Source organism: Ensifer sp. ENS03 (assembly GCF_014852035.1).
GTDB classification, from domain to species: domain Bacteria; phylum Pseudomonadota; class Alphaproteobacteria; order Rhizobiales; family Rhizobiaceae; genus Ensifer; species Ensifer adhaerens.
The window spans coordinates 12,633-25,886 of record NZ_JACVAV010000001.1 but is presented as its reverse complement, the minus strand read 5'-3'; the positions used below and the strand labels follow the sequence as shown (position 1 = coordinate 25,886).

Below are 13,254 nucleotides of genomic sequence, written 5' to 3'. Positions count from 1 at the left end.
CCCTCAGATGTCGAAGTTGATCATGTTGCGCATCACCCAAATGCCGATGCTCATCCAGAACAGGCCGGCACCGATGATCAGATGACCGCGGGGGTCGGTGAAAAGCACCATCATGTAGGCGGGCGATGTCAGGTAGACCAAAAGCGCGACGATGAACGGCAGGGCGCCGATGATGCAGGCCGAGGCCTTGGCTTCCATCGACATGGCACTGACCTTCGCTCTCATCTTCCTGCGCTCGCGCAGGACCTTCGACAGGTTGCCTAGGGCTTCCGAGAGATTGCCGCCCGCCTGCGCCTGAATGGCGATCACGATGGCGAAGAAATTCACCTCCGGCAGGGGAATGCTGTTGACCATACGGGCGCAGGCTTCGGTCACGCTCAGGCCCACCTGCTGGGATTCCACCACGCGGCGAAACTCGGTCTTGACCGGCTCCTGGCCGTCGGCGGCGATGAGACGTAGTGCGTCGTTCAAGGGAAGGCCCGACTTGATGGAGCGGACCATGACTTCGAGCGCATTCGGGAATTCCTCGAGGAACTTCTTGCAGCGCCGCTTGACCAGGTAGCCGATGAACCAGCGCGGCAGGCCGAGACCGGCGACCAGGCCGAAGCCGACGGCAATGGCGAGCCCGGCCCCCAGCATCAGCATGATCAGAAAGGCAAAAAATCCGAAGAGCGCGCTGAACAGATAAAAGCGCCCGATCGAGATCGACAGGTCCGCCTGGGTGAGACGCACCTTCATCGAGGGCGCTGTCTTTGCCGAGCGTTCCTGCTGCTTCTTTTCCAATTCTTTCAGCGAATCCTGGACGGATTTTCGCCGTTTCGACAGTTCGCTCACGCGGTCGCGCGCGGCCTTCATCTTGGCGCGGTCGGTTTCCGCCGCGCTGATCTTGCGCACGCGGCCTTCCGCCTTCTTTTCGCTTTCGATGCGCGAGAACAGCAGGCCGTAGGCAAGCGCCGCCGCCGATATGGCGACGAGGGCCGCTAGCGCCAGAACGGTGATGTCTATCCCGAACATCGCAGCTCCTAGCCCTTGTCCATCGCGTCGAGGGTCGCGGCCAGTCGCTTGTCCTCGTTGAAGTAGCGCGCACGATCCCAGAAATGCGGCCGGCCGATGCCGGTCGACATGTGGCGGCCGATGATCCGCCCGCCGGCGTCTTCGCCATCGATCTCGTAGCGCATCAGGTCCTGGGTGATGATTACGTCGCCTTCCATGCCCACCACCTCGGTGATGTGGGTGATGCGGCGGGAACCATCGCGAAGGCGGGACGCCTGGATGATCACGTCCACCGATCCGGCGATGATCTCGCGCACGGTCTTTGCCGGCAGCGTATAACCGCCAAGCGCGATCATAGATTCCATGCGGCTCAGGCATTCGCGCGGCGTGTTGGCGTGGATGGTTCCCATCGAGCCGTCATGGCCGGTGTTCATCGCCTGCAACAGGTCGAAGACTTCCGGGCCGCGCACTTCGCCGACGATGATGCGTTCGGGGCGCATGCGCAGGCAGTTCTTGATGAGATCGCGCATGGTGATCTCGCCTTCGCCTTCGATATTCGGTGGGCGGGTTTCGAGGCGCACGACATGCGGCTGCTGCAATTGCAGTTCGGCCGTGTCTTCGCAGGTGATCACCCGCTCGTCCGTGTCGATATAGCGTGTCAGGCAATTGAGAAGCGTCGTCTTGCCCGAGCCCGTGCCGCCCGAAATGACGATGTTGCAGCGGACACGACCGATAATCTGCAGGAGAACGGCGCCCTCTGGCGTGATCGAGCCGAAGCGGACCAGCTGCTCGAGCGTCAGCTTGTCCTTCTTGAACTTGCGGATGGTCAGCGCCGTGCCGTCGATGGCGAGCGGTGGGGCAATAACGTTGACGCGGGATCCGTCCGGCAGGCGGGCGTCGCAGATCGGGCTCGATTCGTCGACACGGCGGCCGACCTGGCCGACGATGCGCTGGCAGATCGAAAGAAGCTGCGCGTTGTCGCGGAAGCGGATTTCCGATTCCTGCACTTTACCGGCGACTTCGATGAAGGTCTGGCCTGCACCGTTGACCATGATGTCGGCGATGTCGTCGCGGGCAAGCAGCGGTTCGAGCGGACCGTACCCCAGAACGTCGTTGCAGATATCGTCGAGCAGTTCCTCCTGCTCGGAGATCGACATCGCGAAGTTCTTGATCGTGATGATGTCGTTGACGATATCGCGGATTTCCTCGCGCGCGCTCTCCGTATCGAGCTTGGCGAGCTGCGACAGATCGATCGTGTCGATCAGCGCGGAGAAGACCTGCGATTTCGTGTCGTAGTAGTCTTCCGTCCGCGCCTGCCGCCGTCTTGCCGGCGGGGCTGGCGTCGGCGACCTGGCACCAGCGGAGGGCGTATCAGCGAGAACCGGCACGGCGCGCTCGACCACCGGCGCTTGCACCGCAGCCACGATCGGCGGAGGGGCGGAAACCGGGGTGCCGCCGCCTTTGCCGAAGCCTTCGTTTCCGCGCTTGCCAAACATCTGCGTAATCCTACGTCCTATTTCCTGCCGAGCGCTGCAAGCATCTTGCCGAGGCCGCCGCGCCGGGCCTTCTTCATCGTCACGCGGCCGGTCAGAAGATGTGCGAGCTGCGAGAAGGTTTCAGCGGCCGGCGCTTTCTTGTCGATTTCGGCGATCATCCGCCCGCTGTTCGAAGCGTTACCAAACAGAGCCGCGTCGAAGGGAATGATGGCCGCGGCTTCGATTTCCAGCGAATCGCAGAACTCGTTGGCGGCAATCTCCGGCCGCTTCGGCATGCCGACCTGGTTCAGCACCAGGTGGGGCGCCTTGTCGTTGGGGCGCAGCCTCTTCAGGGCGTCGAGCAGGTTCTTGGTGTTGCGCAGGCTGGCAAGATCGGGGATCGCCGTGATCACCACCTCGTCGGCTTCGCCGAGCACGGACCGTGTCCAGTCCGTCCACAGGTGCGGAATGTCGAGAACGGAAACGGGGGCGCTGCGCTGCAGGATCTCGAGGATCGGGTGAAAAGCCCCGGTCTCGAAGTCATAAGCGCGGTCGAGCATCGAAGGTGCCGCAAGCAGCGACAGGTGCTCGGAGCACTTGGTCAGCAGACGATCGAGAAATACCTCGTCCAGGCGCTCCGGCGCAAAGACCGCCTCGGCGATGCCCTGCGGCGGATCCTGGTCGAAATCGATGTTGGCGGTGCCATAGGGCAAGTCGAGATCAGCGAGAATCGTTTCGGTCGAGAACAGGCTGGAGATGCCCCAGGCGCAATTGTGCGCGATCACGGACGATCCGCAACCGCCCTTCGCACCGATGAAGGCGATGCTTCGCCCCAAGGGCTCGGCATCCGGGTCGACGAAGATCGCCGAAACGGCAGTGAGAATGTCCGGCATCGAGACCGGCGCGACCATGTATTCGGAAATGCCGTTGCGGATGAGTTCGCGGTAGAGCCCGATATCGTTGTGCTTGCCGACGAGGATCACCTTGGTGCTGGGGTCACAGACTTCCGCCAGCGGCGCCAGTTCGGTCAGCAGCGACCGAGGTTCCGTCGCCGTCTCGAGAATGATCAGGTTGGGCGTCGATACGGTCGCGAACATGTTGGCGGCGGCATCGATGCTGCCGCTGTTGATGCGCAGGCTAACCTTCGCCATGCGCCGATCCTGGCCGCACCGCTCCATCAGCTGCAACATCGCGTTGCTTTCGCAAAACGCGTGGATCGAAATCCGCGGCAACGGACGAACCTGCTCCAGATCGCTCATACGCGCATCGAAGGACGGGTCGTCCCCCTCGGTGCCAGTCTCGATCCTGTAATCGATGGTACTCATCTTTTCATCCAGCCGATATCAGTTGAAGGTGATGACCGTGCCGTCCTTCTTCTCGGTTCCACGCCAATCCGTGATCACCTGGCCGCGTTGCTCGGCGTCGATCGGCGACATCTGACGCGGACCGAGGAGGTCCGTCGGGTTGGCAAGCTGGGCCGCCAGGTTCGATTGCGAGGCGCAACCGAAGTTGTAATAGTTCTTGTTTTCCAAGGTGTTGAGGTTCAGGTCTTCCGGCCAGGTGCCGCAAGGTCCCGTCTGTGCCGTGATCGCCACATAGCTCAGACGGATAGGGGCCGCGTCGCCATAGGGTCCGGCGTCGTAGCTCGTCTCCAGCAACCTCTTGGCCGGTACGCCTGCATTCACCAGCACGCCGCGGATTTCCCGGCGCATCGCCTGGGCGGCGTGGCTGTTGGCAGCGCCCCGCGGCATCATGATCTGCACGACGCCGCTTGCCGAGTTGCGATAGTCGGCCGCAAAACCGGCGACGACATCGCGCGTACCCTGAGTAAGACGGCGATCGCCCGAGGCGATCGGGATGTCGATGACGCGTTCCCCCTCGGCGAGCACAATCGGATGCCGGGTGCGGTAGTCATCGGGGATGGAGCCAGTCGCGAGATTGTCCCTCGTGCCGCAACCGGCAAGCAGGGCACCGGCCAGCACCAGGACGGCTGCCCGGCTCATGCGACGGATGAATGTTCCGGACGGACCTGAGGACATGGCGTTCGGCCTTTCGGAATTCACGTGGAAATCGGTTCGAAGCGTCATGACCCAGCCTATTTGTAGATGAAGCCAACGTTGCCGTGGTAACGGCCTGCCGGAGCGGCCGCTTCCGGCCGGCCGTAAATGCGGTTCACGCGGCCGAGGAAGTAGCTGTCGAGATCGTTGGCCGGATTGAAGTTGTCGTCGGGTCGGGAGATCGCACTTCTGGCGACCGGACGGACCAGATAAGGCGTGGCGATGATGACCAGTTCGGTCTCGTTGCGCACGAAGTCCTTGCTGCGGAACAGCGTGCCCAGCACCGGGATCTTCGAAGCGCCCGGCAGGCCGGACATCGCCTGGCGAATGTTGTCCTGAACGAGACCCGCGATCACGATCGAGCCGCCGGACGGCAGTTCGACGCTGGTCGAAGCCTCGCGCTTGCGTATCCCGAGGAAGGTGTTGCCGGGAACGGTGTTGTAGCTGTTGCCCGTGACGACAGACCCTTCGTAGGTCGGCTCGGAGACATTGGTCTCAATTTGCAGACTGATACGCCCCGGGCCAAGAACAACCGGCTTGAAATTCAGGCGGATACCATACTCGACATCGTTGACCTCACGCGTGACCTTGAGGTTGTCCGTCTTTTCGTCGGGTGCGACTTCCTGGGTTCCCGGCAGGCGGAACTCGCCGCCGACATAGAACTTCGCTTCCTGTCCCGAAATCGCGGTCAGGCTCGGTTCGGCCAGCGTCCGCATCACGCCGGCCTGTTCCATCGCGTTGATGTAGCTGGAAATCGTCGTGCCGCCGACCGTCTTGTTGATGATCGCGTTGACGCCGACGCCGACCGCATCGCCGAGATTGGCCGGATTTCGGAAAGCAATCCCGCTTTCGCCGTCGCCAACACGGCCGTTGAAGCCGAGCTGTTTCAGCACCTGGCGGCTGACCTCGGCCACGGTGACCTTGAGATTGACCTGATCGTCGCCATCGATGGTCAGGAGATTGACGATCTGCGACACCTGCCGGTCTTCGGCGAAAATATCGGCGTCGCCATTGTTGCCCTGGGCCGTGATGTTGCGCGTGGTCGCCTCACCGCCCTGAAGGAAGGCCTTGGCAAGGTCGACGGCACGGGTGGAATCGAGCGGTGTGCGCACGGTGCCGGTCAGCACGATGTTGTCCGAGACGATCTCGACATTGATATCGGCGTCCGGAATGAAGCGGCGCAGGTTGGACTGAAGGCTGGAGACATCGCGCTCGACCTCGATGTCGAGGGAGACGATCTCCTCGCCATTGGGACCGAAGACGAAGATGTTGGTCTGGCCGACGGACTTGCCGAAGAGGTAGATGCGCCGCGACGTACGGGTCACGGCGTCGGCGAGAGACGGGTCGGCAACGAGGATATCGTGCGCGTCTGCAGGCAAATCGACGACTACGGCCTTGTTCAGACCGAGGCTGACCTTCTTCTTCACGCCGGGGCCGCTTTCGACGATGCGGACGACCGAGGACGCGCCGGCAAAAGCTTCCGTCGGCGCCGGCAGATACATGCCGGTAACCGCCAGGCAGAATGATAGGCCGGCTGCGACAGACGCCCGAAATTTGTTTCCGCTCCGTTTCACCTTATGCCCCGTTCTCACCTTGTTCCTGCTCGTGTCTGTCATTGCTGCGTCTGGCCGACCGTTCCATCGCCCTTGACGATGGAGCCGGACTTGATGACCTGAATGTTCGGTTGGCCGTCGCCGCTCAGCAGATAGTCCGCGGCGTCCGTGTCAGACTCCTGCGCGTCGGCGACGCTTCGGAGCGCCAGCGAAATACGTTCCGCCATCTGCTGCGCGACCGTCATCACTTTCGACTGGTCGGGCGTAAGTTCCAGCGTGGCCGTGGTTCCAACCACCGCCTTGGTGCCGTCATCCTTTTCCTCGACCTGTTGGTCGATCGCGAGCACACGCACATTGCTGAGCACGGTTTCGGTCAGGTAGAGTTCGCCATCACCCTTGCGCACCATGATCACGTCGACGCGGTCGTTCGGCAGGATGAAGCCACCGGCACCGGTTGCGACCGTGATTTCGGTCGCAACGGCGCGCTTGCCGGCCGGCAGCAGCGACGACATGATGCGGCTGGACGAATCTGCCACCTTTTCGTGGCGCACGGGTTCGCCGTTGAAGATCGGCAGACGCACGACGGCACCGCTCAGATCATCGATCGCGGTCGGCTGATTTTCTTCGGTAATGATGCCATCGACCACGCCGTCCTTCGGCCAGGCCATCCATTGGATGCTGTCGCCGCCCAGTCGCGATCCGACGGGCAGGCTCTTGCTGGCGACAAGCACATTGACGGTGGGGGCACGCTCGACGACCGGTTCAGCCATCTGTGGCGCAGGCGCGCCCGTCAGCCTCATCGCCAAAAGACCGGCCATCGCAGCCGAGAGAACGGCCACTGCCAGTATGATGATGCGAACCGGTTTCATGATTGTTTCCGAGCCCCGAAAAAATGCCAGGCTCAGATTGATCAGGAATTGGTGTAATTATGGTTAACGGATTACTTATGAGCGCAGTTAACAAAAGCTGACCAGTCAGCTCAAATGCCTCTCAAGTGAGCCGCGCGAAGGCCGCCTCCATAAGCGGCGACGAGGGATAGGCGGCAAAGCCCCCAAGCGCGATCGCGATCCCGTAAGGAATTTTCTTGGCCGTGAGCAAAAGCTGCGGGAAAGGAATGCCGCTCGCAAGGATCGTATCCTCCTGCTGGCGCAACAAAAGCACTGCGAGCGTCAGCACGCCGCCGAAGATCGAGACATAGAGCAGGAAGGCCGTCAACGACGGCGTCAGGCCGAACCAGATGGCGCAGGCCGTCAGGAGCTTCGCGTCTCCGCCGCCCATCACGTTCGTCGCAAACAGGGCAAAACATGCGGCAAAGACTGCAGCGGCCGCGAGCAGATGCAGGCCGATCTCAGCGAGCCCCAAGCCGGACATTGGCGCCACCAGGAAGAAGGCACCAAGCAGGATCACCGAAACACGGTTCGGGATCGTCATCGTCAGCAGGTCGGAAAACGCCGCAAATCCCAGGCAAAAAGGGAAGACCACGAATATGGCAGCTTCAATCATGCTTCCTGCCTCCGAAGTGAGAGCAAACAATCTGCGATGCCTGCTGGCTTCCAGATAACAATAGAGCCGCCTTTTGGGGGCGGCTCCATTACAGGTTCTTGCGAAACCTGTTCGTCAGAGCTTGCCGGACGTGCTCGTCGTGATCTTGCCACCGATCCCGTTGAACGTGGAATCTAGCGAGTTCCCGAGCGTGCTTGCACCAGCAATCAGGGCGACGGAAATGAGAGCCGCGATCAGGCCATATTCAATGGCAGTCGCGCCGGTTTCATCCCGAAGCAGGCGATGGAAAATCTTCGTCATGCGAATTTCTCCTCGCTTGCTTTCCCGATTAGAGCTTGCCAGCCGTGGTGCTGGTCAGCTTGCCGCCGAGGCCGTTGAACGTGCTGTTCAGCGAGTTGCCGAGGGTCGTTGCGCCTGCGATCAGGGCAACGGAGATGAGCGCGGCAATGAGGCCATACTCGATGGCGGTCGCGCCGGACTCGTCCTTCATCAGACGGGCAAAAATCTTCTTCATGATGATTCTCCTACTTCACGTTTGTTGTTCAGCACTTCCGCCAACTGTTGCCGTTGATCGGATGAACCCCAAACTAGTCCTGGCGCATTGCCATCGACTTAAAGAAGGCGGTTACCTGAAGGTTAACGAAGCATCCCTGATTTTTGGGTAAACGAACAGAAAACGGCGAAGCCTCCGCAAGGCCTCGATAGAACCGACTTAACGGTTCGTTCACCAAGAGCGGTGAGTATGGCGTGAACACCACCTAGGGACCCGCCATGACCACGCCATTCGCGACCGGCCGAGCCGCCATTTTCGCATACGCGATCGCCGCCCTCGCCCCCTCGGTTGCCGCCGCGGCCGAAAGCGACATGATGCGTGTGTATATGGATCATGCGCGCGTATTGAAGCTCGATCGCCCGGTCAGCAAGGTCATCATCGGCAATGCCGAGGTGGCGGACGCGACGGTTGCGGACGCCCGTACGATCGTCATTACCGGCCGCAACTTCGGAACCACCAACCTGGTCATCCTCGATCAGGACGGAAACGCCATCGTCGACGAGCGGATCCTGGTGTCGATCGACGAAGGCAACACCGTGCGCGTCTATAAACAAACGTCCCGCACCGTGCTCTCCTGCACACCAAATTGCGAGCGTCACGCGGAACGCAAAACCACAGGTAGCACCAATTGATTTTTATGGGTTCGAAGCGCGTGGTTCGTTAAAATGCGCACCATCCCTGAGAACGAAATATCAATGGTTGCTCCATAATCTGCCGCCCGTCTGGCGTAACATGATGGGACGGCGCAATGAACATCGAGCAGGCAACATGGCGGCCGAGCGGGGCCGAAAAAAGGCGAACCGAAAAAAGGCGAAAAGGCATTTTCAGCCGCTTCCTTCGCGACCGCAAAGGCACGACGAGTATCGAGTTCGCCATTCTCGCGCTTCCCTTCTTCGTGGTGATCTTCGCCTCGCTCGAAACCTTCGCCGCCTTCTACGGCGACCAGCTCCTGGCGAATGCGACGGAGACGATGGCGCGCAAGGTCCGCACCGGTCAGATCACCTTCCAGCAGGGAAAACAGACCGACATGAGCGAGGCTCAGTTCCGCCAGGCGTTCTGCGACGAGATCTCGGTCCTGATGAAGTGCTCGGCCACTGAAGCCGGCCTACCCTCGCAATTCTATCTGGACGTCAGGGCGGTCAGTGATCTCAGCAAGTTTCCCGTGCTGATCCCGCGGAAGGCCGATTCCACCGACATCGACACGACCGGCTTCAAGTTTGCCCCTGGCGGCCCCGGCTCCTTCAACGTGGTTCGCGCCTATTATCGCTGGAGCGTCTTCACGGACCTCGTCAGGCCGTTCATCACCAACCTGCGGCCCGCCGGCTCAAGCATGCCGAAGGACTATCTCATGGTGGCGACCGCCACCTTCCGAAACGAGAGCGAGTGAGGCGCCCCGCGATGCCGTATTCCGCGTTTGAAATCCTGCGCCTCAAGCCGATCACCAAGACACTTGGCGCGCTGCGGCGCGACAGAAGCGGCGTCGGTGCGGTCGAATTCGCGATCGTCGCCCCGCTGCTGGTGATGGCCTATCTCGGCGCCTTCGAACTCTCGGTCGGTTTTACCGTTGCCGGCAAGACCGCGCGCGCCGCAAGCGCTACGGCCGACGTCGTCGCGCAGCAGACGGAGGTCAACAAGGCCTTCCTCGCCAACGTGCCGAACATCGCAAAGAGCATCCTGGCGCCCTACGGAAATGCCAACTACACGCTGAAGATCAGCGGCATCGCGGTCACGAACACCAATGAGGGCACGATCCTGTGGTCGCGCGATCAGGCAGGCGGCACGCCCTATGCCGTCAATACCAAGGTCTCCCTGCCCGCCCAGTTCACAGCGACCAACTCCTTCGTCATTCGCACGGAACTGACCGTACCGCACGAACTCCTGCTCTATGCGCCCAACCTTCAGGCGACGGCAAAGACCATCGATCTCTCCAAGACGGCCTACTTCCACGCACGCCTCTCCCAGCCGATAAAATGCTCGGATTGCTGATCAGACAGACATGCGGCGCAATTGCATTGAGCAACGAGCGGCGCTATCCCTTCAAGATTGCGCGGGTGCCCTAGCGGGCGTACCTGCGCTTTTCCGGAGGTTTCGGGCCGCGGTCGCCGCGCGCCCGCTGTCAGGTGCATCATGGCGCGTGCCTTTCTATTCGTTCTCGATTCCTTTGGCATAGGCGGAGCGCCGGACGCCGAAGCCTTCGGCGATCTCGGTGCCAACACGCTTGGCCATATCGCCGAGTTCTGCGCTATCGGCGCTGCCGACCGGCCCGGATTACGCGAGGGGCCGCTCAGCCTGCCGAACATGTCCGCGCTTGGTCTGATCCACGCGGCAAAGCTTGCGACCGGCACCATTCCCCAGGGCATGCCGGTGCCCAATCGTGTCTATGGCGCCTATGGCGCGGCGAGCGAAGTATCGCGCGGCAAGGACACGCCCTCCGGTCATTGGGAAATCGCCGGGACACCCGTCATGTTCGACTGGGGCTACTTCTCCGCCGAAGGCGACGCCTTTCCGCCGGAGCTCGTCGAAGCGATCTGCCGCGAGGCCAACATTCCCGGCATTCTCGGCAACTGCCACGCCTCCGGCACCGACATCATCGTCCGCCACGGGGAGGAGCACATGCGCAGTGGCAAGCCGATCTGCTACACTTCGTCGGACTCGGTCTTCCAGATCGCAGCGCACGAGCAGAGTTTTGGCCTCGACCGCCTGCTCGAGCTTTGCCAGATCGTTCGCCGCCTGCTCGACCACTACAATATCGGCCGCGTCATCGCCCGCCCCTTCGTCGGCACGAGCCCGCAGACTTTTGTACGCACCGGCAACCGGCGCGACTTTTCGGTGCTGCCGCCGGAGCCGACGATCCTCGACCGGCTGGTGGAGGCCGAGCGCTCGGTTCACGCTATCGGGAAGATCGGCGACATCTTCGCGCATCAGGGCGTGACCAAGCTGACCAAGGCCGATGGCAACATGGCGCTCTTCGATGCCAGCATTGCAGCCATAGACGAGGCCGAGGACGGAAGCCTGGTCTTCACCAACTTCGTCGATTTCGACATGCTCTACGGGCATCGTCGCGACGTTGCCGGCTATGCGGCTGCCCTCGAGGCCTTCGACGCGCGCCTGCCCGATCTCGACCGGCGCCTGCAGCCGGGCGACATCGTCATCCTGACGGCCGACCATGGCTGCGACCCGACCTGGCGCGGTACCGACCATACGCGCGAGCGCGTGCCGGTGCTGATGTTCGGGCCGTCCCTGCGCAGCCGCTCGCTTGGCATTGCCAATACCTTCACGCATATCGGCGAAACCGTCGCCAAGCATCTCGGCATCGCGCCGGGCCACCATGGGAGAAGCCTCATTTGACCGCACATCTGAAGAAGGCGGAACTGCATTGCCACATCGAGGGTGCGACGCCGCCCGAACTGGCTTTGGCCCAGGCCGAGAAATATGGCGTCGACACCAGCGCAATCATCCGCGACAAGGCCTATGTCTGGGAAGACTTCACCAGCTTCGTGAAATGCTACGACGCCATCGCCTCGCTGTTTAAGACCGAGGAAGACTACGCGCTGCTCGCGGAAGCCTATCTGACCGAACTTGCCGAAGCCGGAACGATCTACAGCGAAATCATCGTTTCGCCCGACCACGGCAACACGATCGGCCTGGGTGCCCACGCCTATCTCGAAGGTCTTGCCGCCGGCATGGAAGCGGCCCGGCAGAAGACCGGGATCGAATCGCGCATGCTGATCACGGGCATCCGCCATCTCGGCCCGGAATCGGTGATCAAGACGGCCGAATTCGCCGCCAGGCGCGAACACAAGCTCGTCACCGGCTTCAACCTTGCCGGCGAAGAGCGCATGCACAAGGTCGCCGACTTCGCTCGCGCCTTCGATATCGTACGCGATGCCGGCCTCGGGCTGACGATCCATGCGGGCGAACTCTCGGGCGCCTTCAGCGTTCGCGACGCGCTCGACCACGTGCGCCCGTCGCGCATCAGCCACGGTGTGCGGGCGATCGAAGACGCGGATCTGGTGCGGCGCCTCGCCGATGAGGGCGTGGTGCTCGAGGTCTGCCCCGGCTCCAACATCTCGCTTCAGGTCTTCCCCGATTTCGCGTCGCATCCGCTGCGGGCCCTGCACGAGGCCGGCGTGCGCGTCACGCTCAATTCCGACGACCCACCGTTCTTCCACACTTCGCTCGCCCAGGAATACGACATCGCCTCCGCGGTGATGGGCTTCAGCGACGATGAGATCAACGGCATGACCAGGACCGCGATCGAAGCCGCCTTTGTCGACGAGGCGACGCGCCAGCGGTTGCTGACGCGGATCTAGGGGTACAGGTCGCGATTTGCCGGCTGGGGATGACGGTCTCCGGTCGGCCAATACCCTTGCGGCGACGGCGCATTCCATGGAAAAAGGACGGATACAAAAAATCCGGAAAGGTGAGCCATGAACGGCGTTACAGTGATCGATCATCCGCTTGTGCAGCACAAGCTGACCATCATGCGCAAGAAGGAGACCTCGACTGCGGGTTTCCGCCGGCTTCTCCGTGAGATCTCGACGCTGCTCTGCTACGAGGTGACGCGCGATCTCGAGCTGACGATGGAGCGCATCGAAACGCCGCTGCAGGAAATCGACTCGCCGGTCCTCGAAGGCAAGAAGCTTGTCTTCGCCTCGATCCTACGCGCCGGCAACGGGCTGCTGGAAGGCATGCTCGAACTGGTGCCTTCGGCCCGCGTCTCCCATATCGGCGTCTATCGCGACCATGAGACGCTGGAGGCGGTGGAATACTACTTCAAGGCACCGGAGAGCCTGTCAGAGCGTCTGATCATCGTCGTCGATCCGATGCTTGCCACCGGCAATTCCTCGATCGCGGCGATCGACAAGCTGAAGGAGCGCGGCGCCAAGAACATGCGCTTCCTCTGCCTGCTCGCCGCTCCTGAAGGCATCCGCAATTTCCAGAGCGCGCACCCGGACGTGCCGATCTTCACCGCCTCGATCGACAGCCACCTGAACGAACTCGGCTACATCATGCCCGGTCTGGGTGACGCCGGCGACCGCATGTACGGCACCAAGTGATTTTCAGATCCTTAACCAGGATCTGAAATCTATGAGAAAACCGTCGGATCCCGGCGGTTT

Annotated in this window: 15 protein-coding genes; 6 read left to right on the top strand and 9 right to left on the bottom strand. The window is 61.8% G+C overall.

Annotated features, from left to right (window positions below):
- Positions 1 to 3: 3 nt before the first annotated feature.
- From IB263_RS00135 to IB263_RS00095, 9 genes are all read right to left on the bottom strand, one after another.
- Positions 4 to 1,014 (bottom strand): type II secretion system F family protein, encoded by a 1,011-nt coding sequence (locus tag IB263_RS00135; RefSeq protein ID WP_192437323.1) that lies wholly within the window; start codon positions 1,012 to 1,014, stop codon positions 4 to 6.
- Between the two features lie 8 nt (positions 1,015 to 1,022).
- Positions 1,023 to 2,489, bottom strand: coding sequence for a CpaF family protein (locus IB263_RS00130; RefSeq protein WP_162727380.1), 1,467 nt, complete (start codon positions 2,487 to 2,489; stop codon positions 1,023 to 1,025).
- Positions 2,490 to 2,506: 17 nt separating this feature from the next.
- The gene (locus IB263_RS00125; RefSeq protein WP_060519415.1) at positions 2,507 to 3,793 is read right to left on the bottom strand and encodes a CpaE family protein; all 1,287 of its coding nucleotides are present in this window, start codon (positions 3,791 to 3,793) and stop codon (positions 2,507 to 2,509) included.
- A gap of 18 nt (positions 3,794 to 3,811) precedes the next feature.
- Positions 3,812 to 4,471: a CpaD family pilus assembly protein gene (locus IB263_RS00120; RefSeq protein WP_034805061.1), complete on the bottom strand. Its 660-nt coding sequence runs from the start codon at positions 4,469 to 4,471 to the stop codon at positions 3,812 to 3,814.
- 92 nt (positions 4,472 to 4,563) lie between these two features.
- Entirely contained in the window at positions 4,564 to 6,141 is a 1,578-nt protein-coding gene (locus tag IB263_RS00115; RefSeq protein ID WP_192437321.1) for a type II and III secretion system protein family protein, read from the bottom strand.
- The gene (gene cpaB, locus IB263_RS00110; RefSeq protein ID WP_034805067.1) at positions 6,138 to 6,947 is read right to left on the bottom strand and encodes a Flp pilus assembly protein CpaB; all 810 of its coding nucleotides are present in this window, start codon (positions 6,945 to 6,947) and stop codon (positions 6,138 to 6,140) included. The genes IB263_RS00115 and cpaB overlap by 4 nt, the downstream gene beginning before the upstream one ends.
- A 121-nt stretch (positions 6,948 to 7,068) precedes the next feature.
- Positions 7,069 to 7,581 (bottom strand): prepilin peptidase, encoded by a 513-nt coding sequence (locus tag IB263_RS00105; RefSeq protein WP_089043059.1) that lies wholly within the window; start codon positions 7,579 to 7,581, stop codon positions 7,069 to 7,071.
- 114 nt (positions 7,582 to 7,695) lie between these two features.
- The gene (locus IB263_RS00100) at positions 7,696 to 7,881 is read right to left on the bottom strand and encodes a Flp family type IVb pilin (RefSeq protein WP_034805073.1); all 186 of its coding nucleotides are present in this window, start codon (positions 7,879 to 7,881) and stop codon (positions 7,696 to 7,698) included.
- Positions 7,882 to 7,909: 28 nt separating this feature from the next.
- A complete protein-coding gene (locus IB263_RS00095) occupies positions 7,910 to 8,095 on the bottom strand; it encodes a Flp family type IVb pilin (protein WP_034805075.1) in 186 nt (61 codons plus the stop codon).
- A 257-nt stretch (positions 8,096 to 8,352) separates the two neighbouring features.
- Between IB263_RS00095 and IB263_RS00090 the strand changes: the two genes are divergently transcribed.
- The 6 genes from IB263_RS00090 to upp all read left to right on the top strand — a co-directional run bounded on the left by IB263_RS00090 (position 8,353) and on the right by upp (position 13,194).
- Complete coding sequence (locus tag IB263_RS00090; RefSeq protein ID WP_060519409.1) at positions 8,353 to 8,766, top strand: pilus assembly protein N-terminal domain-containing protein; 414 nt, start codon at positions 8,353 to 8,355, stop codon at positions 8,764 to 8,766.
- 116 nt (positions 8,767 to 8,882) lie between these two features.
- Positions 8,883 to 9,521 carry a TadE/TadG family type IV pilus assembly protein gene (locus IB263_RS00085; protein WP_192437318.1) on the top strand — a complete coding sequence of 213 codons (639 nt, stop codon included), beginning with the start codon at positions 8,883 to 8,885 and terminating at the stop codon, positions 9,519 to 9,521.
- Between the two features lie 11 nt (positions 9,522 to 9,532).
- Positions 9,533 to 10,120, top strand: a complete 588-nt coding sequence (locus IB263_RS00080) for a TadE/TadG family type IV pilus assembly protein (protein ID WP_113554105.1) — start codon at positions 9,533 to 9,535, stop codon at positions 10,118 to 10,120.
- A 141-nt stretch (positions 10,121 to 10,261) separates the two neighbouring features.
- Positions 10,262 to 11,482, top strand: coding sequence for a phosphopentomutase (locus IB263_RS00075; protein WP_192437316.1), 1,221 nt, complete (start codon positions 10,262 to 10,264; stop codon positions 11,480 to 11,482).
- Complete coding sequence (locus IB263_RS00070; RefSeq protein WP_090296100.1) at positions 11,479 to 12,447, top strand: adenosine deaminase; 969 nt, start codon at positions 11,479 to 11,481, stop codon at positions 12,445 to 12,447. Before IB263_RS00075 ends, IB263_RS00070 begins: the two co-directional genes overlap by 4 nt.
- Before the next feature lie 117 nt (positions 12,448 to 12,564).
- Positions 12,565 to 13,194, top strand: a complete 630-nt coding sequence (gene upp, locus IB263_RS00065; protein WP_034805105.1) for a uracil phosphoribosyltransferase — start codon at positions 12,565 to 12,567, stop codon at positions 13,192 to 13,194.
- Positions 13,195 to 13,254 lie beyond the last annotated feature (60 nt).